This is a genomic window from Nocardia sputorum (assembly GCF_027924405.1).
Taxonomy (GTDB): domain Bacteria; phylum Actinomycetota; class Actinomycetes; order Mycobacteriales; family Mycobacteriaceae; genus Nocardia; species Nocardia sputorum.
Genome location: NZ_AP026978.1, coordinates 3273023 through 3295857 on the forward strand (window position 1 = coordinate 3273023; position 22835 = coordinate 3295857).

Annotated in this window: 24 protein-coding genes and 1 pseudogene; 13 read left to right on the top strand and 12 right to left on the bottom strand. The window is 65.8% G+C overall.

The genetic code is table 11. The features are described from left to right. Positions 1-167: 167 nt before the first annotated feature. Together QMG86_RS15015 and QMG86_RS15020 are read left to right on the top strand one after the other, a co-directional pair. Entirely contained in the window at positions 168-1352 is a 1185-nt protein-coding gene (locus tag QMG86_RS15015) for a cytochrome P450 (RefSeq protein WP_281880232.1), read from the top strand. A 12-nt stretch (positions 1353-1364) separates the two neighbouring features. Beyond that, positions 1365-1562, top strand: a complete 198-nt coding sequence (locus QMG86_RS15020) for a ferredoxin (protein WP_281880233.1) — start codon at positions 1365-1367, stop codon at positions 1560-1562. A gap of 160 nt (positions 1563-1722) precedes the next feature. Here the strand turns inward: QMG86_RS15020 and QMG86_RS15025 are convergent, their stop codons facing one another. Then, on the bottom strand, positions 1723-2760 hold the full coding sequence (locus QMG86_RS15025) for an MCE family protein (RefSeq protein ID WP_281880969.1): 1038 nt from the start codon (positions 2758-2760) through the stop codon (positions 1723-1725). Between the two features lie 320 nt (positions 2761-3080). On the opposite strand from QMG86_RS15025, the gene QMG86_RS15030 reads away from it, so the two are divergent. Beyond that, entirely contained in the window at positions 3081-3875 is a 795-nt protein-coding gene (locus QMG86_RS15030; protein ID WP_281880234.1) for a TetR/AcrR family transcriptional regulator, read from the top strand. Positions 3876-3972: 97 nt separating this feature from the next. On the opposite strand, the gene QMG86_RS15035 is transcribed toward QMG86_RS15030, so the two are convergent. Continuing rightward, positions 3973-5133 carry a DUF3500 domain-containing protein gene (locus tag QMG86_RS15035; RefSeq protein WP_281880235.1) on the bottom strand — a complete coding sequence of 387 codons (1161 nt, stop codon included), beginning with the start codon at positions 5131-5133 and terminating at the stop codon, positions 3973-3975. Continuing rightward, the gene (locus QMG86_RS15040; RefSeq protein WP_281880236.1) at positions 5120-6133 is read right to left on the bottom strand and encodes a zinc-dependent alcohol dehydrogenase; all 1014 of its coding nucleotides are present in this window, start codon (positions 6131-6133) and stop codon (positions 5120-5122) included. The genes QMG86_RS15035 and QMG86_RS15040 overlap by 14 nt, the downstream gene beginning before the upstream one ends. 143 nt (positions 6134-6276) lie before the next feature. Between QMG86_RS15040 and QMG86_RS15045 the strand changes: the two genes are divergently transcribed. Genes QMG86_RS15045 through QMG86_RS15055 form a run of 3 tightly spaced genes read left to right on the top strand, consistent with a single transcriptional unit; the run spans position 6277 to position 9146 of the window. Next, positions 6277-7230 carry an SDR family oxidoreductase gene (locus QMG86_RS15045; RefSeq protein WP_281880237.1) on the top strand — a complete coding sequence of 318 codons (954 nt, stop codon included), beginning with the start codon at positions 6277-6279 and terminating at the stop codon, positions 7228-7230. A gap of 24 nt (positions 7231-7254) precedes the next feature. Continuing rightward, positions 7255-8190 carry a dihydrodipicolinate synthase family protein gene (locus tag QMG86_RS15050; protein WP_281880238.1) on the top strand — a complete coding sequence of 312 codons (936 nt, stop codon included), beginning with the start codon at positions 7255-7257 and terminating at the stop codon, positions 8188-8190. A gap of 50 nt (positions 8191-8240) precedes the next feature. Beyond that, a complete protein-coding gene (locus QMG86_RS15055; RefSeq protein WP_281880239.1) occupies positions 8241-9146 on the top strand; it encodes a LysR family transcriptional regulator in 906 nt (301 codons plus the stop codon). A 184-nt stretch (positions 9147-9330) separates the two neighbouring features. Here QMG86_RS15055 and QMG86_RS15060 read toward each other — a convergent pair whose 3' ends face one another. From QMG86_RS15060 to QMG86_RS15070, 3 genes are all read right to left on the bottom strand, one after another. Further along, complete coding sequence (locus QMG86_RS15060) at positions 9331-9684, bottom strand: DoxX family protein (RefSeq protein ID WP_281880240.1); 354 nt, start codon at positions 9682-9684, stop codon at positions 9331-9333. 281 nt (positions 9685-9965) lie between these two features. Then, positions 9966-10649 carry a polysaccharide deacetylase family protein gene (locus tag QMG86_RS15065; RefSeq protein WP_350356408.1) on the bottom strand — a complete coding sequence of 228 codons (684 nt, stop codon included), beginning with the start codon at positions 10647-10649 and terminating at the stop codon, positions 9966-9968. Next, complete coding sequence (locus tag QMG86_RS15070) at positions 10601-11131, bottom strand: TetR/AcrR family transcriptional regulator (protein ID WP_281880241.1); 531 nt, start codon at positions 11129-11131, stop codon at positions 10601-10603. The genes QMG86_RS15065 and QMG86_RS15070 overlap by 49 nt, the downstream gene beginning before the upstream one ends. Before the next feature lie 212 nt (positions 11132-11343). Between QMG86_RS15070 and QMG86_RS15075 the strand changes: the two genes are divergently transcribed. The 3 genes from QMG86_RS15075 (at position 11344) to QMG86_RS15085 (ending at position 13824) form a co-directional block, all read left to right on the top strand. Next, positions 11344-12186, top strand: coding sequence for an alpha/beta hydrolase (locus QMG86_RS15075; RefSeq protein ID WP_281880242.1), 843 nt, complete (start codon positions 11344-11346; stop codon positions 12184-12186). Positions 12187-12191: 5 nt separating this feature from the next. Beyond that, on the top strand, positions 12192-12878 hold the full coding sequence (locus QMG86_RS15080; protein WP_281880243.1) for a VOC family protein: 687 nt from the start codon (positions 12192-12194) through the stop codon (positions 12876-12878). An 85-nt stretch (positions 12879-12963) separates the two neighbouring features. Then, entirely contained in the window at positions 12964-13824 is an 861-nt protein-coding gene (locus QMG86_RS15085) for a fumarylacetoacetate hydrolase family protein (protein WP_281880244.1), read from the top strand. On the opposite strand, the gene QMG86_RS33560 is transcribed toward QMG86_RS15085, so the two are convergent. From QMG86_RS33560 to QMG86_RS15095, 3 genes are read right to left on the bottom strand one after another with little or no spacing between them, the layout of a single operon-like run. Further along, positions 13725-14297 carry a Tn3 family transposase gene (locus QMG86_RS33560; RefSeq protein ID WP_350356391.1) on the bottom strand — a complete coding sequence of 191 codons (573 nt, stop codon included), beginning with the start codon at positions 14295-14297 and terminating at the stop codon, positions 13725-13727. The genes QMG86_RS15085 and QMG86_RS33560 overlap by 100 nt on opposite strands. Before the next feature lie 54 nt (positions 14298-14351). Beyond that, the gene (locus QMG86_RS15090) at positions 14352-14990 is read right to left on the bottom strand and encodes a polysaccharide deacetylase family protein (protein ID WP_281880245.1); all 639 of its coding nucleotides are present in this window, start codon (positions 14988-14990) and stop codon (positions 14352-14354) included. Then, positions 14987-15661: a TetR/AcrR family transcriptional regulator gene (locus QMG86_RS15095; RefSeq protein ID WP_281880246.1), complete on the bottom strand. Its 675-nt coding sequence runs from the start codon at positions 15659-15661 to the stop codon at positions 14987-14989. The genes QMG86_RS15090 and QMG86_RS15095 overlap by 4 nt, the downstream gene beginning before the upstream one ends. Before the next feature lie 99 nt (positions 15662-15760). On the opposite strand from QMG86_RS15095, the gene QMG86_RS15100 reads away from it, so the two are divergent. Together QMG86_RS15100 and QMG86_RS15105 are read left to right on the top strand one after the other, a co-directional pair. Next, a complete protein-coding gene (locus tag QMG86_RS15100; protein WP_281880248.1) occupies positions 15761-16396 on the top strand; it encodes a hypothetical protein in 636 nt (211 codons plus the stop codon). A gap of 1054 nt (positions 16397-17450) precedes the next feature. Further along, a pseudogene (locus QMG86_RS15105) lies at positions 17451-18225 on the top strand (metal-dependent hydrolase); the annotation flags it as partial. 43 nt (positions 18226-18268) lie between these two features. On the opposite strand, the gene QMG86_RS15110 reads toward QMG86_RS15105, so the two are convergent. Beyond that, positions 18269-19192 carry a DAPG hydrolase family protein gene (locus tag QMG86_RS15110; RefSeq protein WP_281880249.1) on the bottom strand — a complete coding sequence of 308 codons (924 nt, stop codon included), beginning with the start codon at positions 19190-19192 and terminating at the stop codon, positions 18269-18271. Positions 19193-19291: 99 nt separating this feature from the next. Here QMG86_RS15110 and QMG86_RS15115 point away from each other — a divergent pair, with 99 nt between their 5' ends. Together QMG86_RS15115 and QMG86_RS15120 are read left to right on the top strand one after the other, a co-directional pair. Beyond that, on the top strand, positions 19292-20143 hold the full coding sequence (locus QMG86_RS15115) for a TetR/AcrR family transcriptional regulator (protein WP_281880250.1): 852 nt from the start codon (positions 19292-19294) through the stop codon (positions 20141-20143). Between the two features lie 612 nt (positions 20144-20755). Then, positions 20756-21022, top strand: coding sequence for a VOC family protein (locus tag QMG86_RS15120; protein WP_434086183.1), 267 nt, complete (start codon positions 20756-20758; stop codon positions 21020-21022). Positions 21023-21030: 8 nt separating this feature from the next. Here the strand turns inward: QMG86_RS15120 and QMG86_RS15125 are convergent, their stop codons facing one another. Further along, positions 21031-21408: a nuclear transport factor 2 family protein gene (locus tag QMG86_RS15125; RefSeq protein ID WP_281880251.1), complete on the bottom strand. Its 378-nt coding sequence runs from the start codon at positions 21406-21408 to the stop codon at positions 21031-21033. A gap of 522 nt (positions 21409-21930) precedes the next feature. Continuing rightward, entirely contained in the window at positions 21931-22830 is a 900-nt protein-coding gene (locus QMG86_RS15130) for a helix-turn-helix domain-containing protein (protein WP_281880252.1), read from the bottom strand. Positions 22831-22835: the final 5 nt, after the last annotated feature.

Below are 22835 nucleotides of genomic sequence, written 5' to 3' on the forward strand. Positions count from 1 at the left end.
CTAAGTCATTGACACAGGATCAATGTCGACCCTAGCCTGTATATCGGCACCCCAGGTGACTCGCCGCATTCCCGGCGCCGAGCACAGCGGCCAGCGGGCTCCGACGTCGCGCGGAGCCGGGCTCGGTCGTCACCGGCTGCTGACTGTCCTGTGTTGGAGGAGTTTCGATGCGTAATCGCAGTGCGGCCCCGGCTTATGAGCCCGACCTCTACTCCCGGGCGGCGATACACGACCCGTATCCGCACTATGCGCGGCTGCGAGAGCTCGGTCCGGTGGTGTGGCTCGCCAAGCAGCGTGCCTACGCCTTGCCGCGTTACGCGGAATGTAAAGCCGTGCTGCTGGATGACGAGACCTTCATCTCCGGCGCGGGCGTCGCGTTGAATCCGGTGGCCAACCGGCTCTCCCGCGGCACCACCCTCAACAGTGACGGCGAGGACCACCGCCGTCGGCGTGCCCTACTGGCGCACCGACTCACACCCAGGGCGCTGCGCGCGATGCGAGCAACAATCGACCAGCAGGCAGTGGCAGCGGTCGAGGCCGCGGTCTCGCGCGGGGTGATCGACGGTGTCGAACTCGCCACGGCCCTCCCGATGTCGGTCGTACCGGACCTGATCGGCTGGCCACAACACGACCGCGAGCACCTGCTGCGCTGGGCTGGAGCGACCTTCGACTCGTTGGGCCCGATCAACGGCCGATCGATCCGGACCGCCCCGGCGAGCGCGGAAATGATGCGCTTCACCCGCCGGCTCGCCCGCGACCGAAACTTTCTCCCCGGCAGTGCGGGGGAGGAGGTCCTCCAAGCTGCCGACAAAGGTAATATCCCGCGCGCCGAATGCCCGGCCCTGCTGATCGATTACCTCGCTCCATCGCTGGACACCACGATCGGCGCCATCTCCAGCGCCTTGTATCTCTTCGCCACCCACCCCTACCAGTGGCAGACGCTGCGGGCGGACCCGGGCAAGATTCCGAACGCTGTGAACGAGGTGGTGCGGTACGAGTCACCACTGCGAGCCTTCTCGCGCAGAGCGATTCGCGATACGACGGTGTCCGGCACCACGATCCCCGGAGGCGCGCGGGTGGTGGTCATCTATGCCTCGGCCAACCGAGACCCACTCGAGTGGAAAGACGCGGACACGTTCGACATACGCCGCGACGCCTCCCGTCAACTCGGTTTCGGACACGGCACCCACGGGTGCGCCGGACAGGGCCTGGCTCGGCTGGAAACCCAAGCCGTGCTCCGAGCGCTGGTCGACCGCGTCGAACGTATCGAGATCGCCGGTCCAGGCGAATGGGCGATGAACAACATCATCCACCGCTTCGAACACCTCCCCCTCCGATTGATTCCCGCCTGAAAGGCACTCGCGATGAAGATCTCCGTCGACTACCCCCGCTGCGAAGGCCATGGCCTGTGTACCGAACAGGCCCCCGCCGTGTTCGCCCTCGACGACGATGCCCAACTGAACTACCGATTCGAAGGCGCCGACGTCCCCGAGGAGTACGTCACGGTTGCCCGAGCCGCCGTCGACTCCTGCCCGGTAGCCGCCCTCCGAGAACAGTCATGAAACCGCCCCGCTGGAATCTCGGCGATGCCGGATCGACTGTCGTGGCTTATGGAATACGCGAACCGGTCCCAAGTCGCGGGCCATGGCCGATGCGCTGCGCGGTTGACCTGCTGGTCCGTTCCGAACCGCACAGGCGTCGGCCGGGACGACGATCGCGACGCTACTTCGTCAGTCCGAGCAGCGCGGCGGTCAGACCGTAGTCGGGGCCGAAGTCCTGCATGTTCCCGGTACGGCAGCCGTCGGCCTTCATCTGTATACGCTCGCAGAACAAGCTGATGATTTCACCGTTGAGCGCGGTGGGAATAATGAAGTGAACTCGCGCACGACGGTTCTCGCGGTCGATCAGATTGTCGAAGTTCTGCAGCACCATGGGTGCGAGGTCGGCGACTTCGGTAAGACCGGAGGCGTTGTCGCGAAGCTGGCGGGTTACGTTCGTAAGTCCGGTCAAGGTGCCCGCGAGTTGGTCCTGGTACTGCCCGAGCGCGCCGGAGGTGTTGGCCAGGAAGGCGGTCAGCTGGTCGAGTGTCGCCTGCAAACCGGGGGATTGCCCGGCGAGCAGACCGGACATCTGGGTCATCCGGTCGCTGAAATCGCGGATCATCTGATCGTTCTCGGCGAGTATCGTGGTGAGCTCGTTGAGCCTGAGGACGATGTTCGAGACCGCGTCCTTGTTGTCGACGCCGACTTTCAGTGCGGCCGACAGCGCTTCGAGGGTATCCCGGATCTTTGTGCCGTTGCCGTCGAGCATGGGGTAGAGCACCCGACCCGACATCGGGCCGAGGCCCTCGGCTCCTTGCTGCGGCTTCAGTGCCGCCGCGAACTGATCGATGGTCTTGATCATGGTGTCCAACTCGACGGGGGTCTTGGTCTGCGACTTCGGCAGGTGCGCGCCGTCGGAGAGAGTCTCGCCCTGGGTGTAGACGGGGGTGAGCTCGATGTGGCGATCGGTGACGATGGATGGCGAGATAATCACCGCCACCGCGTCTTTCGGGATCCTCACCTGAGGTTCGACCGACAAGTGCACCTCGATGAGCGTGCCTTTCGGTGTGATTTTCTCGACCTTGCCGACCTCGAGTCCGAGGACGGTGACAGGGTTTCCTTCGTAGATGCCAGCGATATTGTCGAAATCAGCGGTGATGTGCGTGGTATCCCGCCACGCGTCGTCGGCCGCGTTCGGCAGTAGCGAGCAGCTGCCCATCGTAATCGCCGTTGCGCTGATCGCGAGAGCTTTGACCGGCCCGAACTTGATCGCCGAATGGAACTTCAGCACGAACACGCCTCACTGTCTTGCCTGATACGTCACCCCCCTTTGGGGATGAAGATTGCTCGGTTGCGGGGGAGCGATCTTGCGGAATCCCGCCGGGTGCCTTCTCCTGTGCTGGGACACTCGCGGCGGGAGCGTTCCCTCGCTCGACGGTCCAACCGATTCGGCTACACCGTATCCGAATTAGAGGGCGTTGCCAAGTCGCTGAAGGTCTGTCGACGCATATCGCAGCAGCGGGTCGCCCCGTCCCGGCCGTGCCTGCGGCCTCGTCGGTGGAGCGGCGATCGAATCTCGCGCGCTCGCCGAGCCGGGCGGCAGCGTTGCGGCGGCCGCCCATTGACGGCCGCAACTATAACGGCGACACTGTAACCATTATGGGTGGACGCGTTGCTGTCGGTGAGCAGATCGGCCCGGACTCAATCCTTCGGGGCCGGCCCCTCGACGGGGGTAACACCGCGCCATCGCCGCAGCAGATCGCCGGTCGGTTGGACGCGCGGGCGCGCAGCGCTCTTCGTACACGTGCGGCACTGATTCGCTCCGGGCGGTGGGCATTGGCCAGCGATCTGGCCGGGAGGATCGGCATCGCCGGTCTGGCACGGGAGGCCGGTGTCGCGACCGGATCCTTCTACAACCACTTCAGTAGCAAAGAAGAACTTTTCGATGCAGTCATCGCCGAGGTGATCGAGGAGGTGGCGCGGATCCTCGACAGCGCTGCCGCGGGTATCGATGATCCTGCGGGCATTGTCCTCGCGCACTTACATGCGCTCGGCAAGGTCGGCAGCGATCATCCTGATATCGCCGCGATCGTCCTCTCGATGAGATACCGGATCCTCGAAGACCCGAACATCAGATCACGTCTGGTCGCAGGCATCCGTGCGGGCATGTCGGCGGAGCGCTTCCACATCCACGACCTGAGCGCCGCTCTCGATCTGCTCGGCGGCGTCGTCCTGGCGATGCTGCGAACGTCGCAGCGCGAACCGGCCGCCTTGACAGCGGCATGGATGGACACCCTCGCCCAGCAGTCGCTCAACTCGCTGGGCCACCGTTGACGCGACGCAGCGAGCCGGCGTCACGCTGAACGAATCAGGCGGAGCCCATCGATCGGGTCTCCGCCGCCGTTCCTGCCCGCATTCCCCGCTGCTCTTCTCAATGCGCGGAGCGGCGGCGGTGTTCGGCCAGACTGTCGAGCCCGAAATCGGCGCGCGGATTGCGCCAGACCGAGTGGGCGTGATTGGCCTGGCGCTGGGTGTTGTCGTATTCGATGAGCAGGTCGGGTCCCTGGAGCCGGTAGTAGTGCGGTTGCCCGGCCTCGAGGCTGCCTGCCCATCCGAAGTGGACCTCGTCGAGCACGTCGTCGACGGCATAGTGCGCGGCGTGGACTTCGGCGAGTGCGCTCGGCGCGCGACCGGTGTACAGGCTGATCAGCTGCCGTAGTAGGTGCCGGTGCTCTGGGGCGAGGTCACGTGCGGCCAGACCTTTCGGGGGAAAGGAAATCGCCATGGCCGCATGGTCGGCTGCGGTGTATCCGCTACCGCTTTCGGCGCGCATGTCGATGTCGTCGATCAGCTTTCGCAGCGCCGGATCGGTGAACCTGCCGCGCCAGAGATCCTGCATGTGCATCATCGCGTCGCCGTGAGCGATGGTCGGCCGGTTGCCGGAGACGATGTCGGATATGGCGCTGGTGTGCAGTAATGCCTTGTGGTAACGGTCGGAGTCCAACGACCGGGCCAGGCGCCGCGCCGTTTCTTCCGGCCCGCCCAGCGGCCGCAGCGTGCCGCCGAGCAACGCGGCGCCGGCTGGATCGGCTCCGATGAAGCACGGTGTCGTCGAGACGATGCGCCCGTCGATGATCAGGTTGTTCAGGGAGATGTGGTGGCCGCCGAAGCGCCATGCCCAAACCCGGTCACCTGGTCTGCCGAACAATCTCAGCCAGTACAGGCCGGGGTCTCGGCCGCGTTGCCGACCCCAGCGGACTTGCCATCCTTCGACCTGATCGAGGACGTTCTCCAGACCCATCACGGTGGCGACAGTCGCGTATCCGGCCTCGGACAGTCCCGAGGCGACCAGTCGCATCGCCAAGCCCTGCTGACGTGCGGTCTGGTCGCGCAGCGCGAGTCCACCGTGGTCGGTCGGGGTGTAGAACCAACGAAGCCGCTCGGCCTCCGCGTCAGGAGCCAAAGGCGAGTCGAACTGCGCCTGCGGCAGTTGATCCGAGGCGAGCGATTCCAGCCATGCTGCCGCGCAGGCAGCCATGTAGGCGCCGACCAGCTCGCGGACCGGGGCAAGCATGTCCTCATCCGGTGACATCGAGCATGACCTTGATCGCGTTGTCTCGCCGTTCGGCGTAGGTGTCGAACGCTTCGGCGATGTCTTCGAGCGGGAAATGATGGGTCACCAGGGCGCTGGTGTGCAGTCGTCCCCGCGATGCCAGCGACAGTGCCCTCGCCACCGAACGTGCGCCCTCGCCGCGGACGGTATTGATCGAGATGCCGTTCATGACAGCATGATTGAGGTCAGCCGTCACCGGTTGTCCGAAGAATCCCGCCAAAACGATTCTGCCGCCGCGCTTGACCATGTGGATCGCGTCGTCGACGGCCCCCGCAGCCCCGGAGCACTCCACGACGATGTCGGGGCCGAGTCCGCCGGTGATCTCCCGAACCGCCACGACGGCGTCCTCCTCGCGGGAGTTGATCAGATAGTCCGCGTCGAATTGCTTCCCGATCTCCAGTCGGCTGTTGCGGGTGCCGACGAGCATCACCGGGTCGGCTCCGAGTTCGCGGGCGACCTGGACGGCCATCAATCCGATGGGGCCGGGACCGATTACCGCGACCCCGGCGCCCACCAGCAGCGAGTCCAGCACGTCGAAAGCGTGCATCACGGTGCCGACGGTGGTCAGCACGACGGCCGAGTCGAAGTCGATGTCATCGGGAAGCCGGTACAGCGTGGAGACGTGGTTGACGACATACTCGGCGAAGCCGCCGTTGACCGTCATCCCTTGTACCCGATGGCCTTTGGCCTGGTTGCCGTAGTTCAAACAGTCCGTGTAGGAGCCGGACAGGCAGTTGACGCATCGCATGCAGCCCCGATGCGCCTCGGTGACGACGCGATCGCCGACAGTGAACTCGTCGACGGCGCTGCCGACCGCGACCACGACGCCCGCGTACTCGTGGCCGGGGATGAAGGTGTCCGGCGCCGGGCCGCCTCCATGGAAGAAGCGACGGCTGCGAACCTTGAGGTCGGTGCCGCACAGCGACGCCCGGTGAACTCGCACAAGCACGTCGTCCGGGCCGGGGCGGGGCACCGGCATGGTTTTGGTCCTGATTATTCCCGGCTCACCGATTACTGCCGCGAGCATTGTTTCCGGAAAGGACATCACATTGCCTTTCAAGGGCCTTTTATGGTCCACAGGAGGCTATGTGAGCGAATTCTTTTCTGTCCAACGGTCGGCGGGTGGCCGATGGCGGAGAACTCTCGCCAATCGTTCCCTGTCCTGCACGTATAAGTCCTGCCTATCGGTCACGGCGAATATTCGTATTGGGCGCGCTCGTCGGCGTGGGGTTACGGTGCGAAGCATCTGGAAATTGCCGGAATTATCGGCGTTCAGTCGAGGAGTGGACTTTGGATCTCGAGATTGCCGGTCGAACCGCGCTGGTTCTGGGCGCGGGTGGTGGCCTCGGTGGCGCCATCGCGGAAAAATTGGCGGCCGAGGGCGCCGAGGTGGCCGTGGCCGATATCCATCGCGAAGCCGCCGAATCCCGCAGCGACGCGATCGTCGCGGCTGGCGGCCGGGCCATACCGGTGGCATGGGACATCGCCGACCTCGATGCCATCGAAGGCAACGTCGCCCTGATCGAGCGAACCCTCGGCCCGGTCGACATCCTGGTCAACAACACCGGCGGGCCGCCGCCCGCGCCGATCCTGGGCCGGCCATCCGCGATATGGCTCGATCATTTCCGCTCCATGGTGCTTTCCGTGATCGCCATCAGCGACGAAATCGTCCCGGGTATGCGGGCGCGCGGATGGGGCCGCGTCATCACCAGCACCAGCTCGGGGGTCGTCGCACCGATTCCCGGCCTCGGCCTGTCGAACAGTCTTCGTGCCGCACTGCTCGGCTGGTCGAAGACGCTGGCGCGGGAAGTCGGTGCGGACGGTGTCACATGCAACATCGTCGTGCCGGGCCGGATCGGCACCCGTCGCGTCGAGCGTCTCGACCGGATCAAAGCCGAAGCCGAGGGCCGAACCGTCGAACAGGTCGTGGCGGACAGCATCGCCACCATCCCCGTCGGCCGCTACGGCGACCCGGGCGAATACGCGGCGACGGTGGCGTTCCTGGCGAGCGTTCCGGCGTCGTACATCACCGGCACGGTGGTGCGCGTCGACGGCGGTCTCATTCCCGGCCTCTGATACCAAGCGACAAAGGATTCCACCATGGCCGTGCTCACCCGTGAGGCGAAGGGCGTCTTCGCCATCGCGCCCACCCCCTTCGACGAGGAAGGAGCGGTGGACTTCCACTCGCTGCACCGGTTGGTCGATTTCTACGAATCGGTCGGCGTCACCGGGATCACCTTGCTCGGCCAGATGGGCGAGGCGCCCAAACTGGCTCATCACGAGGCGACCCGAATCGTGCGGCACGTGCTGCGGAGGACTCGACTCCCGGTCGTCGTAGGGGTCTCCGCTCCCGGCTACGCCGCGATGCGCGCACTGACCGGTGAGGTCATGTCGGCGGGAGCGGCAGGCGTCATGGTCGCACCGCCCAACACCTTGCGCACCGATGACCAGATCGTCGGCTATTACGAGGGCGTCGCTGCCGCGCTCGGCGACGCGGTTCCCCTCGTCGTGCAGGACTATCCCTTGTCGTTCTCGGTTGTCATGAGCGCCCCGGTCATCGCGCGTATCTCCCGCGCCGTACCGAACTGCGTCATGCTCAAGCACGAAGACTGGCCCGGACTGGAGAAGATCAGCGCACTACGGCACCTCGAAGCCGAGGGCGACATGCCACGACTATCGATCCTGTGCGGCAACGGGGGACTCTTCCTCGATTTCGAGACCGCGCGGGGCGCTGACGGCGCCATGACCGGATACTGCTTCCCCGAGATGCTGGTCGATGTGGTCGGTCATAACGCAGCGGGTCGTTCCGAGGAAAGCCATGACATCTTCGATGCGCATCTGCCGCTGCTGCGATACGAACAGCAGCCGGGTGTGGGCCTGGCGGTGCGCAAATACGTCATGCAACGGCGCGGCCTGCTCACGTCCGACAACCAGCGCGCGCCCCGCAGCGTGCTCTCGAGCCGAGCGCGGTCGGAAGTCGACCATCTGCTCGCCCGCCTCGCTCGCCGGGACAGTCGGGCGAAGCCGGTCGCATGACGCGCTCGTTCTACGTCTGCCGCCAACGGCGACGGCGGTAACCTCCTCCGATGCGACTGCGCCAGCTGGAGTACTTTCTCGCCGTCTGGGAAAGCGGATCGTTCAGCGCCGCCGCGGCACGGCTGTATGTCTCGCAGCCGTCGCTGTCGCAGCAGATGCGTCTATTGGAGAAGGAACTCGGCGCGCAACTGCTCGAACGCGGCCGCCATGGCCTGGCCCTCACGCCCGCGGGACGGGCCTTCCTGCCGCACGCCGAGCGGGTATTGCGGGCTGTCGGCGAAGCCGCGGATGCGGTGCACCAAGTGGTGGAGGGGCGAAGCGGCGACGTGCACGTGCTGACCGTCCGGTCGATCGCCTCCGGCATCCTGCCCCCGAGCGCTGTCCGGTGGCACTCTCTTTTCCCTACGGCCGTCCTTCGGGTGCACGACTTCTCGCACCGCCGCGCTCTCGAGGAGGCGGTCCGCAGCGGACAGGGCGACATCGCGGTCGGACCGCGGCCCGAACTGTGGGAGGGCCCTGTCGTTTCACTCGGTTATGAGGAGATGGTGCTGGTCGGCCCGGCGGGACGGGACACAGGTTCCACGGTGGAACTCGACGAACTGGTCGCAGCCGACTGGATTCTCTACGAGCCCGAGCAAGGCATGAGCGAGATAGTGGGCCGGACGGCCACCGCCCTTGGATTCACTCCACGCGCCGTCGCGCGCACCGGACAGGTGGCGGCCGCTCTGCTGTTCGCCATGGAGGGCTTGGGAGTCGCGCTGGTGCCCAACAACGCCGTACCCGGCGGCTGGATACAGCACGCCAGAAGAATCGGTCCCGGGGTCTACCGGGAGATCGTCGCCTACAGCCGCAGCACGCCGACGCAACTCGCGCAGCGGTATCGAGACCTGCTCATCGCTCTCGAGTTGCCACTCACCTCGGCCACGGATCTTCCCGCACGCGCTGTGCGCTGCTAGTAAGCCGGGTCATCGTCCGGGCCGGCGCGTTCCCGGAATTGTGGCGAAGAGATGAGTCGCCGAACAGCAGCACCGCCTCCCGCCACGACGGCTGCGTTGGGGCGCGCCGGAACGCAGGGCATCCTGCCTGGTGTGGCATCTCAGAGGTCGGCGAGGACGCCCGAGCGCCTTCGGTGACCGGCGCTCAGCGGGCGAGTGATGCGACGACGAGGTAGGTCACCGCCAACAGGGCGGTGACGATGGCCGGGATCATGTCGGCGAGCTTGTCCTTGGTCCGGACGTGGGTGATGAGCGCCCCGACCATCAGCAGCACGATTGCGACCCCAGCGAGCCGGCCGATCGGATGCCAGCCGATACCGATCAAAAGCCCTGCTGCACCGACGATTTCCAAGGCTCCGATGACTCGGTAGCCGGACACGGGGATCCCGGCGTGGGCTGCGCGTTCGCGCATGGCCTGGACTGCGAGCACCTTCGGTGCTCCCACGGCGATCATCTCGAGCGCCAGCAATGCGGCCAGGACAATTGATGCGATCGTCATCGATCGCTCCTTTCCTCTCAGAGGTGTCGTAGGCGTTCGTGCCGAGATCGACGACGCGTCTTCGTTGACATGTCCCAACACCAGCTCGAAATATTGATGGCCATCAATATAGTGCGCTTTATTGATGGCCGTCAACATCTGATGGGCGCCACGCATCGGGTGCCCATCGCGGGGCATGGCAGCGTGAGCGAGCAGCGCGCGACCACACCCGGATCGGGTGGACGAAGTCATCGATGAGTGCGCCGGCCCAGGTTGGCCGGTCGTGAATCCTGTCCGGTTGCTCAGTTGTCGGGCGCTGTGATCAGGTGATCGAGCGAGCCCTGCAGGCGGCCGCGCCGGATAGGGACGCAGGATTCTGGGAATTCCTGCACGACCTCGACATCGAGAGCATCGAGCCGTTGCAGAAAACGGGGCAGGTGCCGCATGGCGCCGGTGGGCAGGTCGTGCAGGACGACGAAACTCCATGGCCGCGACATGATGTCGGCCAGGCATCGCTCGACCCAGTCGTCGGGGCGGTCCCAGTCGTCGGGAATGCAGTTCCACAGCACGCACGTGTAGCCGTGTCGGCACAGGTAGTCCACCGCGTTCGGCGAGAAAAGCCTCCGATCGAGGACACCTCCACCGCCGAAGGGCCGAAACAGCTTGTCGAGGTGGGCAAGCCTCCCGATGACCTCCTGCGCGCCCTCGATCTCCCGGATCGGCAGATCGGGGGCGCCCGCGTCGTCGCCGAACTGGATCGAGTGAGTGATGGTGTGATTGCCGATCCAATGTCCCTCGGCCGCAGCGCGTTCGGTTGCTCGCCGCGCGCCCGATCGTGCGAGCTCGGCACCGACGACGAAGAAGGTCGTGCGGATGCCGTGGTCGGCGAGTGTATCGAGCACGGTGTCGGTGGCCGAGCTGGGTCTGCCCTCGCCGGTCAGGCGCCGCGGGCGCGGAGCCCGGCCACGACCATGCCGGCGACGAATTCAGCGTGCCGGCGAACCGCCGCGGGGTCGAGCGGATCGAGTGGGTTCAGCCTCTCCGCCAGAGGGACCAGGCTGAACGGCGCGGTAGCGCCGTGCGCAACCAGGAAATGCACGGTGCGGATGTCTTCCTCGGCCAGCACGCCGCGGTCGACGAGCACCTTCAGTGGCGCGGTGATCCGGTGATACAACGGTCCGACGTGCGCGTCGAACAGATACGTCAGCCGAGGCCCCTCGGTGGCGCCTTCGACAGTGACCAGCCGCAGGATCTGTGGGTGGGTGGCGTGCAGTTGGAGGAATTGCACGATCGTCACGCGTACCGCTTCGAGCAGGTCGCGCTCGGCCAACTCCGCATCCACGCTCATGTGGTCGGCGATTTCGCCGAATGCCCAGTCGACCGTGGCGTACCACAGCCTCTCCTTGGAGCCGAACCGCTGATGGACGAGGTTGTGACTCACTCCCAACTCACGATTGAGCGCCGCCACCGAGGTGCCGTCGAATCCGTATTCGGCGAACACTCTCAACGCCGCGGCCAGGATATCGGTCAACGAGGCTGGTGACAGCTCTGCCGGGGGTCGTCCTCTTCGCGTCTGCGTCGCCATCTGCCCAGTTTAAGTCAACATGTTGACGACCATCAACTTGTATGGTTTATTGATTGTCATCAACTTTTATGACGCGGGACACATGGAGGTGGCCGATGCGCAGAGAAGAACAGATAGTCGGCAACACATTCGCCTATCGATTCGCTGATCCGGCCGCGGACCACGTGCTGCTGGTTCAGCACGGAATCGGCGGTCACGGCGGCATCTACGACAATTTCGCCGCACACTATGCCCGGTTGGGCGCCGAGGTCTGGTGCATGGACGCTCCCGGCCACGGCCGCTCGTGCGTCGACCGGCGCGCAGGCCAGTTCACCATCGAGGAGTGGATCGAAGCGGCACTGCAGCTGACCGATCACATTCGTGCCGCCACCGGGCTGCCGGTGTTCATCAAGGGCTCCTCGCTCGGCGCGTCCGCCGCCTACGGCGCCTACGCCGCGTCGCAGGATTTCGCGGGCGCGATTTTGATGGGATTCGCCATCCCGTCCTCACCGCTGATCCCGACCGACAACGCCTTCCGCACACGAGCTTTCGATCAGATCGTCGCCCTGTTCGGTCCGGCGCTGCGTTTCGATATCGACCAGTACATCGATTTCGACACCGACTACGGGTTCCGCGGCGCGGGCAAGCAGAAGCATCAGGATCCGCTCAACACTTGGACCTACGACCTGGCCTCGTGGGCGTCGATCCTGCGCTACGACCCCGCCGTGCCGTTGTCGGCCAACACCAAACCGATCCTGTTCGCCGTCGGGGAGAAAGATCCGATCTTCCCTCCCGCCGCGGCCCAGGCCGTCGTCGACGCCACCACCGGCCCCGTCGAATTGCACATTCACCCCGAAGGGGTGCACCAGCTGATGTTGTTCCACACCGCCGACTACGCCGATGTCGTGCGGACCTGGTGCCACAAGCAGCTGCTCGACTCCGCCACCGAAAAGGACTGACCATCATGAGCGCCGCCCAACCCATCGGTGTGAACCACCTGGCCATCGCCACCCGCGACATCAAATCTCAGATCGCGTTCTTCACCGATGTCATCGGCCTGCCGCTCAAGGCGCTGTACCGCATGCACGGAGCCGAAGGCGCCTGGCACGGGTTCGTCGAACTCAACCCCACGTCCTACATCGCGTTCGTGTACCACCCCGACAACCCCGACACTCGCGAGCTCGGGGTCACCCACGCCGCCGAACCGACCGGACCGGTCGCGCCCGGTGCCATGCAGCATGTCGCACTGCATGTCCGCGATCTCGATGAACTGCTGAGTTTGCGCGACCGCATCCGCAGTCGAGGGATCGTCGTGCTCGGCCCGATCGACCACGGATTCTGCCGGTCGGTCTACCTCGCGGGCCCAGAAGGTCTGCTGGTCGAACTCACCACCGGCGACGCTATCGACGACCGCGCCTGGATTGACCCGGAAGTGGTCGAGATCAACGGCATCAGCGCCGAGGAACTCGAAACCTACAAGCACCCCGCACCATTCACCCGGCCGGCTGAGCCGGTGGCCCAACCGGCCTACGACGAGACCAAACCCCATATGGCCTATCCCGACGAGGTCTACCGGCAGATCATCGCCATGCCTGACGAGCTGGTGTGGCAGATGGCCAGCCAGACCGATCCGCCGGTCCGCCTCGACTGATCCCAGAGACCCCATGGCCGACCGTGCACCGCACCGTCGCCGCGGTGCACGGCCCACCCGACCGAAAAGGACATCCGCCCCTCTCATGAAGCTCGCCAATCTCGACGGTCGTGCCACGCTCGTCACCGATACCGGCATCATCGACCTCGCCAACGCCTCCGACGGCGTCCTGCCCAGTGATCCCGATCAGGCCGTCGCGCACATACGGCAGATCCGCGCTTGGTTCAGCGGCAATCGGCCCCATGTCGATACCCGTGTGACGGGCGCGCAGTTGCTCGCCGATCTGACACGGCTCGGGCCGCCGGTGCGTGCGCCGCGCCAGATCTTCGCCGTCGGGCTGAACTACGCCGACCACAGTGACGAAACCGGGCTCGCCCTGCCCGAGAACCCACTGGTGTTCACCAAATTCGCCTCCGCGATCACCGGACCCGGTGACGCGATCCCATTGCCTACCGACGCCTGCGACTGGGAGGTGGAACTCGTCGCCGCGATCGGTGTCGGCGGACGTCACATCGCTACCGAACAGGCCCTCGACCACGTCGCCGGATTCTGCATCGGTCAGGACATCTCCGAGCGCCGATCACAAATGGCCGGCACCCCACCGCAATTCAGCCTCGCCAAAAGTTACGAGCGGTTCGCGCCGATCGGCCCATGGCTGACCACTCTCGACGAACTCGACGACCCCAACGATCTGGCCATCGAAGCCGTCCTCGACGGCGAGACCGTGCAATCGGGCCGCACCAAGCAGATGATTTTCGACGTCGCCACGCTGGTCTCCCACCTGTCAGGCATCTGCGAGTTGTTCCCCGGCGATCTGATCTTCACCGGCACCCCGGCCGGTGTCGGCTATTCCCGCACCCCGGCACGGTTCCTCGCCCCGGGCAACATGCTGCGCTCGACGATCGAGGGCCTCGGCGAGCTGCGCAACCCCTGCACAGTCCCATAGCGACGCGAAGACCTCGACAGACCGGCAACACGGGACGCAAATACGGCGGCAACTCGCGCCGGTCGGGAACGAAGCGCGGGGTTCGGATCGAGACAGGTCGCCGCCCTGCTGTCCGATGGGATCAGGTTGAGAACCCGGTCTCCGAAGCGGCGGATCATGCCCGCGACGTACGGGGTGATGGTGGCCAGGCCCTGCGGGTCCACCGGATGCCTCTCGGCGGCCAGTGCGTTCGTGGCATCGGCGATGTCCAGGGCCGTGGAGTAGATCGCGCAGTCGGCGACCAGCTCGTTGGGCGTCACCGCCTTTCCTGATGATCCGGATCGGTGTGGCCGATCAGCTTTGCCCCCGGACATCAGCCCCGCGGCGAATCTGTGGAGCGCCTCCACCCGGTTGGTGACCGCCGTGATCCGGTCCCGCAACGTCGATGCGGACGGGAACCGCAGCAACGTGAGTGTCCCGACAACTCGGCCCACGGGGAATTCTGATATGTCAGGGGGCTTCTTCCGATCGAAATTCTCGGTGAGTGGTCAGTTCGTGGTAAAAGGGGTGAGGTCGCCGGTCAGCACGCCGTCCCGGATCGGCATGCAGGTGTGCGGGAATTCCTGGACGACCTCGACACCCAGGGTGTCGAGACGATCGAGCAGTTCGGGTAGGTGCTTCATGGCGCCGGTCGGCAGATCGTGGATGACGACCAAGCTCCACTGCTGGTCGCTGATCTGGTCGAGGCAGCGCCGCACCCACCGGTCGGGCTCATCCCAGTCGTGCGGGATCGCCGACCACAGCACGCAGGTGTAGCGGTTTCGGCACAGGTAATCGATAGCCGCGGTGCTGAACACCCGGCGGCTCAGCACACCACCACCGGCGTAGGGGCGGAACAGTTTGCCCGGATGCGCCAAAGAACCCAATAGCTGCTGGGCCGCACCGATCTCGCGGTCGGGCAGATCCGGATCGTCGCTGTCGCCGAACTGCACCGAGTGGCTCATAGTGTGGTTGCCGATCCAATGCCCCTCGCGGACAGCGCGTTCCGCCAGCGCACGTTCGTTCTCACCCGCGAGCCGATCACCGATGACAAAGAAACTCGACTTGATGCCGCGCTCCGAGAGAACGTCGAGCACCTCGGCCGTCGCCTCGGTCGGCCCGTTGTCGAAACTGAGGGTGAGCTTCACGCGATAGTCCCATCGTTGTTCCAGGCACCCCGGGCGCGCAGTCCCGCCACGATCATGTCCGCCACGAACTCCGCGTGCTGCCGCACCGCATCCGGACCCAGGGGGTCGAGGGGGTCGAGCATCCGTGCGAACGGCACCTGGCTGAACGGCGAGGTCCCCCCGTGCGCGACAAGGAAATGCAGACTGCGCACATCGGCGCTGGTCATCACCCCGGCATCGACGAGCACCTTCAGTGGCGCGGTCAGTCGCGTGTAGAGCGGTTGCACGTGCACCTCGAACAGGTAGTCCAATCGAGCACTGGCCGCCGCGCCCTCCACCGAGACCAGGCGCAGGATTTCGGGGTGGCGTGCGTGCACCTCGAGGAATCGCACGATCGCCAGGCGAGCGGCGTCGAGAACGCCGACCGCGGCCAACTCCAACTCCAGATCGAGTTCCTCGGCGACCGCGCTGAAGGCCCGGTCCACCGCCGCGCGCCACAGCCCCTCCTTGGAACCGAAGCGCTGATGTATCAGATTGTGACTTACGCCCAGCTCCCGGTTGAGCGCGGCGACGGAGGTGCCCTCAAAGCCCTGCTCGGCGAACATCGCCAGCGCCCGAGCCAGGATGTCGTTCGTCGCGGCGGGTGAGTCCTCCGCCGACGAGGGGCGCCCGCGGCGCTTGGCAGTGGTCATGCGGCCAGTCTAGAACAAAATATTGACGATCATCAATTTTTCTGGCTAATCTAGGTTGTCTCAGTTAATTGATGGTCATCAATTTTAGGAGGATGGACCATGACACGGCAACGTAGCCGTCGACCGCGTGCGCAGCGATCCGCGCTTCGGCCATTCGGTGTGCTGGCGACCCTGGGCGGGACCGGGCACAACTGGTTCGAACGCTGGGCGGGGGTCGGGGTGTTCTTGGAACCGTGGCTGGGCAGGCGGGCCACCAACGTCCTGTGGGCGGTGGCACCGGCCTTGCTGCTGCGCAGCGCTCGTCCGCGCGGTCGAGCCGACGAAGCGGTACTGGCGTTCAACGCCGGTGTATCGATCGCATCGGTAGTTGTCCACTTCGTGGACTGGCCGTGGTCGCGCCGACTAGGCATCTTCCCTTGGCTGGATGAGGCCGAGGGCATGGACCACAATCTGCTGCCTCCCTATAACGCGGTGCTGTGGCTGTGGGGAATCGGCGGCGTGGGAGCGGTCTTGACCGAGACACGGCGCGCCGATCTGAAATTCGTCGCGGCCGGTCTGCTCACCGGGCCGCTGCTGCTGGCTTCGGCGCGCCACCACTTCGTCTGGGCGCGCGAACAGGCCAACCACACCTCCGGTGAGGACGGCCAGTGGAGTTCGGCGTTCATCGACACCCCGGACCGGACCGAGCCGGGCCGTCCCGGATCCGCGCTCGACGTACCACCCGCTGACCGATGAGCCCATTTCACATCCGCTCCAACACGGCGCCATCCGCCACCGACGTACTGCTGTGACGTACCGCCATGGGGTTTCGTTGCCGTTCAACCGCAGCGGTGGATCAGAAGAAGCTGGCCCCGCCGCTGCTGGCCCAGGTAAAACAGCAGGGCGTGGAGCTGCCCGGCCCAGGCGGGCTGCCGACCTCACGCCCTGCGGTGAGCGGTGCAGCGAGTCCGACGTGCGTTCACGCCATCGGAATGCGGATCCGATGTCGTCGACGACACATTAGACGATCTCTCGCTGCAACATTGCAACCATATTTGTTGCCGTATAGCATTAGGCAGGATTCCGCTCCATGGCACGACCCGCACCCCCGACTGTGAGACCTCATGGCTGCGACAGCGACGCGAACCATCACCCCCCTGGACCTGGCCGCCTCCCCATCGGTGCCTGGTCCCAGAAGGTCGATCCAGCGCGGGGCGCGCGCCGATTCGCCGGGTCGGCAACCAACCTGCCGGTGCGCGAAGCCGGTGTCGAGGCATCCCCTCTCGGGCGGAGATCGAAAGTCCCACGATTGTGGCCTGCCGACATCGGGTGATGTGCATCTGCGGATGTGGTTGGCGGGCATCGCTTTCGACTACACCGCCTCGGCGGCGGCAGTGGGAAATCTCCTTCACGATTGGAGGAAATCGCGATGGTGCACGATTGAATTGCTCCAAAATCCGAGCGCCGCGCACCCACCGCCGCGGCTGCCGTGTGAACGGCTGTTCCTCGGGCCGTAGCTGGTCACCTCGAAGGGTTATCGAGGGCCATGGCCGATCGGGTGCGTCCGTCCGCCGCGATGACGATCGGATAATAGCCCTGTCGAAGTTGAGGCCGGTTGAGGTCGCAAGCCGTCGGGGCGGCCGTCCTCGGTGACTCGGTGAGCAGTCCGTGCGTGGGTCGGCGGTCCGCATGCGGCAGACCGCTCGTGAGAATCGGCGTGGTGGCCGAGACGGCTACCGAAGACTTGCGTGCCACCCGTCGAGCGTCGGCTCTGTAATTCACCGCAAGGTTCGACACCCGCATCATCACGATGCGGTTTGGCGACATGGCCCCCACCGACGACGCGACGAAGCGTCTCTACCGCGACGAGGCGCACGCGATAAACGCACGCGATGTGCGTTTCGACTTCGATTCGGTGCCGATGCACTACATCCCCGGTGAGGTGCTGGCGACCCACATCGTCAACGTCATGCATCTGGTGCTGCCCGAGAGGGAGCGGGCGATGGCCGCGGCGCTGTCGGAGGCGCTGCCCTGCATCGAGGACGAACGGCTGCGGTTGGAGGTGGTGGGATTCATCGGCCAGGAGACGATGCACGCCAATAGTCACGAAGCCGCGCGGAGCCACCTGCAGTCCATCGGTCTGGGCGTGGACTCCTACGCCGCCAAGATCGCCTGGCTGGTCGATCGCGTGCTGGGTGATCACTGGTTGGGCGGACGCGCGAAACAGCAATGGCTCAAAGAGCGGCTGGGCTTGTTCGCCGGTATGGAGCACTACACCGCGGTGCTGGGGGAATGGCTGCTCGATGCCGAAGTTCTCGAGGCCAGGGGTATGCATCCGGCGATGCTGGATCTGGTGCGCTGGCATGGCGCCGAGGAGGTCGAGCATCGCAGCGACCCCTCCCCGGATAAGGGCCGGTTCTGGCTGTGGCAGTTCTGGCGCGCCACCCGGCGCGGGGTGATCCCGAGCTGGACGGTGTTCTTCACCGAACTCCCGCGGTATCTGCGGCCCGGATTCCACCCGTCTCAGCTCGGGTCGATGGACATCGATGGACACCGCGCTGCGATACCTGGCGCATTCCCCGGCGCCGCGACCGGGCAGGACATGGCGGCCGCACGGGCGGCGGAGACCTAGCTTGCGAATTCGCGATGGAGTTCGGGAAGGAACGTGGCCAGATGGTTCATTTCCTGTCCGCAGTGCAGCAGAAGCTCGCGGGCCATATCCAGCCCGAGTATCAGATCGGCGGGATCGACGGCGGCTCCGCGCGCTACCGCCCGCGCGGCCTGCCCCGCATCGGGAACGCGCGGACCGTACAGATTCAGATAGAACCGACTGCGCATCTCGCACCCGCCGGGCACGGGGCGGACCTGATGCGCCAGCCACCCCACATCCAGCGGAGCCACGCTGCTGCCCACCCGGCCGGAAATGATCGTGTGACCATCGGGCACTTCCAGGCCCAGCAACGCCGGGTCATGAAAGCTGATGGCCAATTGCTGCAGCTTGGCGCCGATGTACTCATCGACATAGACCGTGTTGCCGATGTACTTGTCACGGTCACCGAGCCCCGCGGCGGTCCGCGACTGTGTGGCACCGACATACAGATGGGCATCGGGATGCCAGAGTTTGTAGCGAGCCGGCTCGGCGATATGCCAGCCGAACCACCAGTCCCACATCGCCGCACTGACCCTCGGCATCACCGTCCGCACGGCAACCCACATCACGCCCGAGCGCGTATGCCCGTATCCGGTCTCCACCGGGGAGTATCCGCTCGGGCTCAGATCGCCGGGCAGACAGTCGAACTCCGGAATCAGCTGCGGATCAGTAGCCCGCCCCGCATAGGCCACGGCGACCTCTGCGGGTGCGGGCAGCGTGCGCTCGGTGAAGAACCGCGCATAGGGCAGGAGCCGGTCCTCGGGGCAATACCCCCGGTAACGCGTCTCTCCCCCAGGGGCGGCATGCCCGGCGCCGGTCGATTCTTCGATCATCAATATCGCCCCCACAGTCGTGATCATCGACAGCATCGCGCGCCGCGACACCCACCAGCTTCTCAACACATGTTGAAATTAGAAGAGGTGCGTCGGCACCGCTGGCTGTCGACCAAGCTCTGTGACACAACACAGAGCCCTGAGCTCGCGCACTGGCCAGCACCCCACATGACCTCGCCCGCCAGCCTGACGACGGCCTCGATCCGGTCTCTCCGCGACCAGGCGTCGATGCCTTCCGGTGCGTCGACTGGCCCGTTCACCGACACGTCGCGTACGCCCGATTTCCGCGGCACCGGATCACAACTGGCCACTTCAAGGCCGCGTCTCGATCGCGCCGGTCGCTGGTCGTGCCTCTGGCTTCCCCCGTTTTCGACGACCAGCAGCGATGGCGGTGCTGCAGCTGCGCTCTACGATGCCGTCATGAGCGAGCCCACCCGTCCGGACGTGGCCCGGCGGCGCCGCAGCATCGCCTCGGCGGCGATCGAGGTGCTCGCCGACCACGGCGTGCGCGGCCTCACCCACCGGGCAGTCGACGCCGCGGCCGGGATGAGCCCCGGCGCGGTCAACTATCACGCGCCCACCCGCGGCAAGCTCATCGCCCTGGCTGTAAAAGAGCTGTTCTCCCGCGACTACGAACTCGTTGTCACCCACTTCACCGATGTGTCGGCCCTCGACCCGACCTCGATCCCGCAACTGGCCGAACTCATGGCCTCCTTGATCGAAGCCATGACCACCGGACCGGCACGTCGGCGGACTCTGGCAAGACACCTCCTACTGGGCGAAGCCCAGTTCCACCCACAACTGCGGGACCTGTTCGATCAGCAACGTCGAGCCTTCGTGCAGTTCACTCAACGGCTGCTCGAAACGCTCGAGGTGCCCGAACCTGCTCCGACCGCCGAGGCCGTTACCGTCGTCGTCGACGGACTGATCCAACGCCAAGTCATGATCGGCGCCGCCCCCTTACCGCCGGCCGAATTGCGTCAAGTCCTCACCCGACTGCTACTGCCCTGGAACCAATGATGCTGATCGTGCCCGATGGTCGCCGTGGCGACGCTGGCAGGTAATCGGCATCAAGTTCTGACGGACAAGCAGTGGCAGTTGCTCGACCTGCTTCTACCGAAATCCGATGGCCACGATTTGGTGCCACCCCTCACGCAGCGAAGCCCGCTATTCGAGTTGGCTCGATAGTCTCGGACTCTCTCAATAGTGCAATCGTGAATGATATTCGACGTCGGGACATACTCTCCGTGCTTCTGCTGTCGAATGGTCAGGGCGACCAGCCCTGAACGAACGGCCGAACTCGTCATCGCGGGGAGAGCGAAGTACAGCGTCCCGGGGTGCTCGTCGGGCAGGACGTGCACCCGCTCGACCGGCTCGTCTGCCTGGCCCTCGCTGGTCGACCAGAATGGTTGTCGGACAGCTGGACAACGTGCTGCGGGGCCGAGTGGACGGACGAGCGAAGCAGTCGTCGAGGAGGTCACAGGAATATGCGCGGGGTCGGTCAATGACCACGATCTGGGGCTGTTCCAGTCCAGGGATCGTGCTGCCCCGGCAGCCGGCACCGTTGGGCTGTATCACGTCGCCTGGGAGGGCGCGACGTTGTCCGAGTTCGCGGCTGTCTGGGAACGTCTCGTGTGTGCGGGTGCCGAGACCGGTGCCTCCGGCCACGGCTCGACCAAGGCGCTGTACGGTCACGATCCCGACGGTATCGAGTTCGAGGTGTGCTGGCTGGTTCCGGACGAACACGTCGAGGAGGCGCTGCGGCCGGGCGCCGCTATGACCGCTCCGTTGGATATCGCGGCCGAGATCGCGCGCTACGGTGCCACCACCCCAGGCGGCCCGCGCACCGACGCGACTGTGTGGGAGCGCGTGGCGGCGAGGCTCGCCGCGGGGCGGTGACGCTGCCCTCAGCGGGCTGAGATGACGAAATCGCCGGGGCTCCAGAAGGCACGCATACTGGTGATTCGCCCGTCGGTGTCGAAGGTCATGACATCGATGGGCTCTACGGTGATCACCTGGTCCGGCGTCGTCGTGGTGACTCGCATGTGGAATGCCGCCCACGTGTCCGAAGCCCGGATTACCAGCAGCTCCGCGCTGTTGTCGACGGCGTCGAGCGGCCCGTAGAAGGCGGCGATGGCGTCGCGTCCACGCCGGACTTCCCCGCCTACGGGGTCTTCCACAGTGGCGTCGTCGGCGTAAAGGGCGGCGATGTCCGCCGAGGTGCCGGTGGACAGGCGGGACACGTACTCGCGCACCACCGCGGTGATCTGCTCGACCGATGACATGGAGTCCTTTCCCGGCGGCGCTCTCGCCACCTCGACCTGCTCATGGCAGCAGACCGGCTCCCACGTGTGGGGGATGCGTTCCGCTCGGTGGGAGTGGCCCGGCGAATTGCCGTCGGCCCTCATGACTGAAATTTGTCACCGCGACTGTCGAAGACCTTCGAATGCTGCCGCGTATGCGGTGCGAACGACTGTTCGCAGCTTGGGCGGTGAAGGTACGCATAACGCGCCGGGGCGGCAGGTGGTGCCGCCGTGTAGTCTCCACACCGCCTGGTGGACTGCACCGTTGTCAGCCAGCCTCGCTGCCCCGGCGCTACCAGGGACACCACGGTCCGAGCAGCCCAAGAGCTCCAGGACATGCTCTCCCACGCCGGCTTCACTCAGCTCCGAGTCAAGCCCTCGACCGCGACCCGCCCGTTGCGTGTGTGCTCGTCACCAACCGGACCGGCACGACCTCATGACCGCCGACAGCACGCCAGCCCCGGTAGTGCCGAATGCGTGACTGAAGAAGGCCGGGCCCGCCGGTCAGGCGTCGCCGTAGGTGTTCACCAGGTCCTTGATATCGACGGTGGCTGCGAGGATCTCGGAGCCCAGGGCTGTCACCGCCTCGGCGGTCAGTGGTTGCACCACGACTGCGGTGATGGTCAGGGGGATGACGCCGGTGCCGGCGAGGACGGGTGCCGAGATGGTCGCGACGGTGTGGTCGTTGCCGTCGATGAGCTCGTCGTCGAGAAAGTCGACAACGGTCAGATCGGCGACGGCGCCGGCCAGGCGCGCGGTGATGGCGTCGATCTCGCCGCTCAGTGCGTGCAGGGCGGCATAGACGCGGCCGAAGGCATGGCTACGCCGTTCGATGGCGTATCCGCGGTCTCGGACCCGCGCGAGAACCCTGGTCATGCGAGTGACGAAGGCCGGTTCGGTCGGACCCACTCGATCGAGCCAGGCCTGTTGCGCTTCGGGTGTGCTGAAGGCGATGTACTCCCGGCCGAACGGTGCGACCAGCGGCACCGTGAATCCGGCGGTTATCGCGGGGGATGCGGCTGTCGACCCGGCTGTGTCGATGACGACGAGCGCGTCGCCCTGGGGCTGGAACAGCAGCACCTCGCAGCCGATTGTGGCGGCGAGTTCCCCGAGCCGGGCGCGTATGCGGCGGGAGGTGGCGCCGGCCGGGCGTGCGAGGGCGGCGATCGCCGGTCCCCAGCTGTAGTGACCGCTGTCGTGGTCGCGCACGATCCAGTCGTGACCGACGAGCGCGGACAGGATCGCGTGCGCAGTGGCGCGGCTGATACCGAGAGTGCGCTCGATCTCGGCCAGCGAGTAGGACCGCTGCGGTGTGCTGCCCAGCAGTTCCATGATCGCGACGACGCGATCGGTCGGTGGCGACGGGGATTGCCGTTCGGTCCGCTGCGGTGCGTCGGTGGTCATGGCGC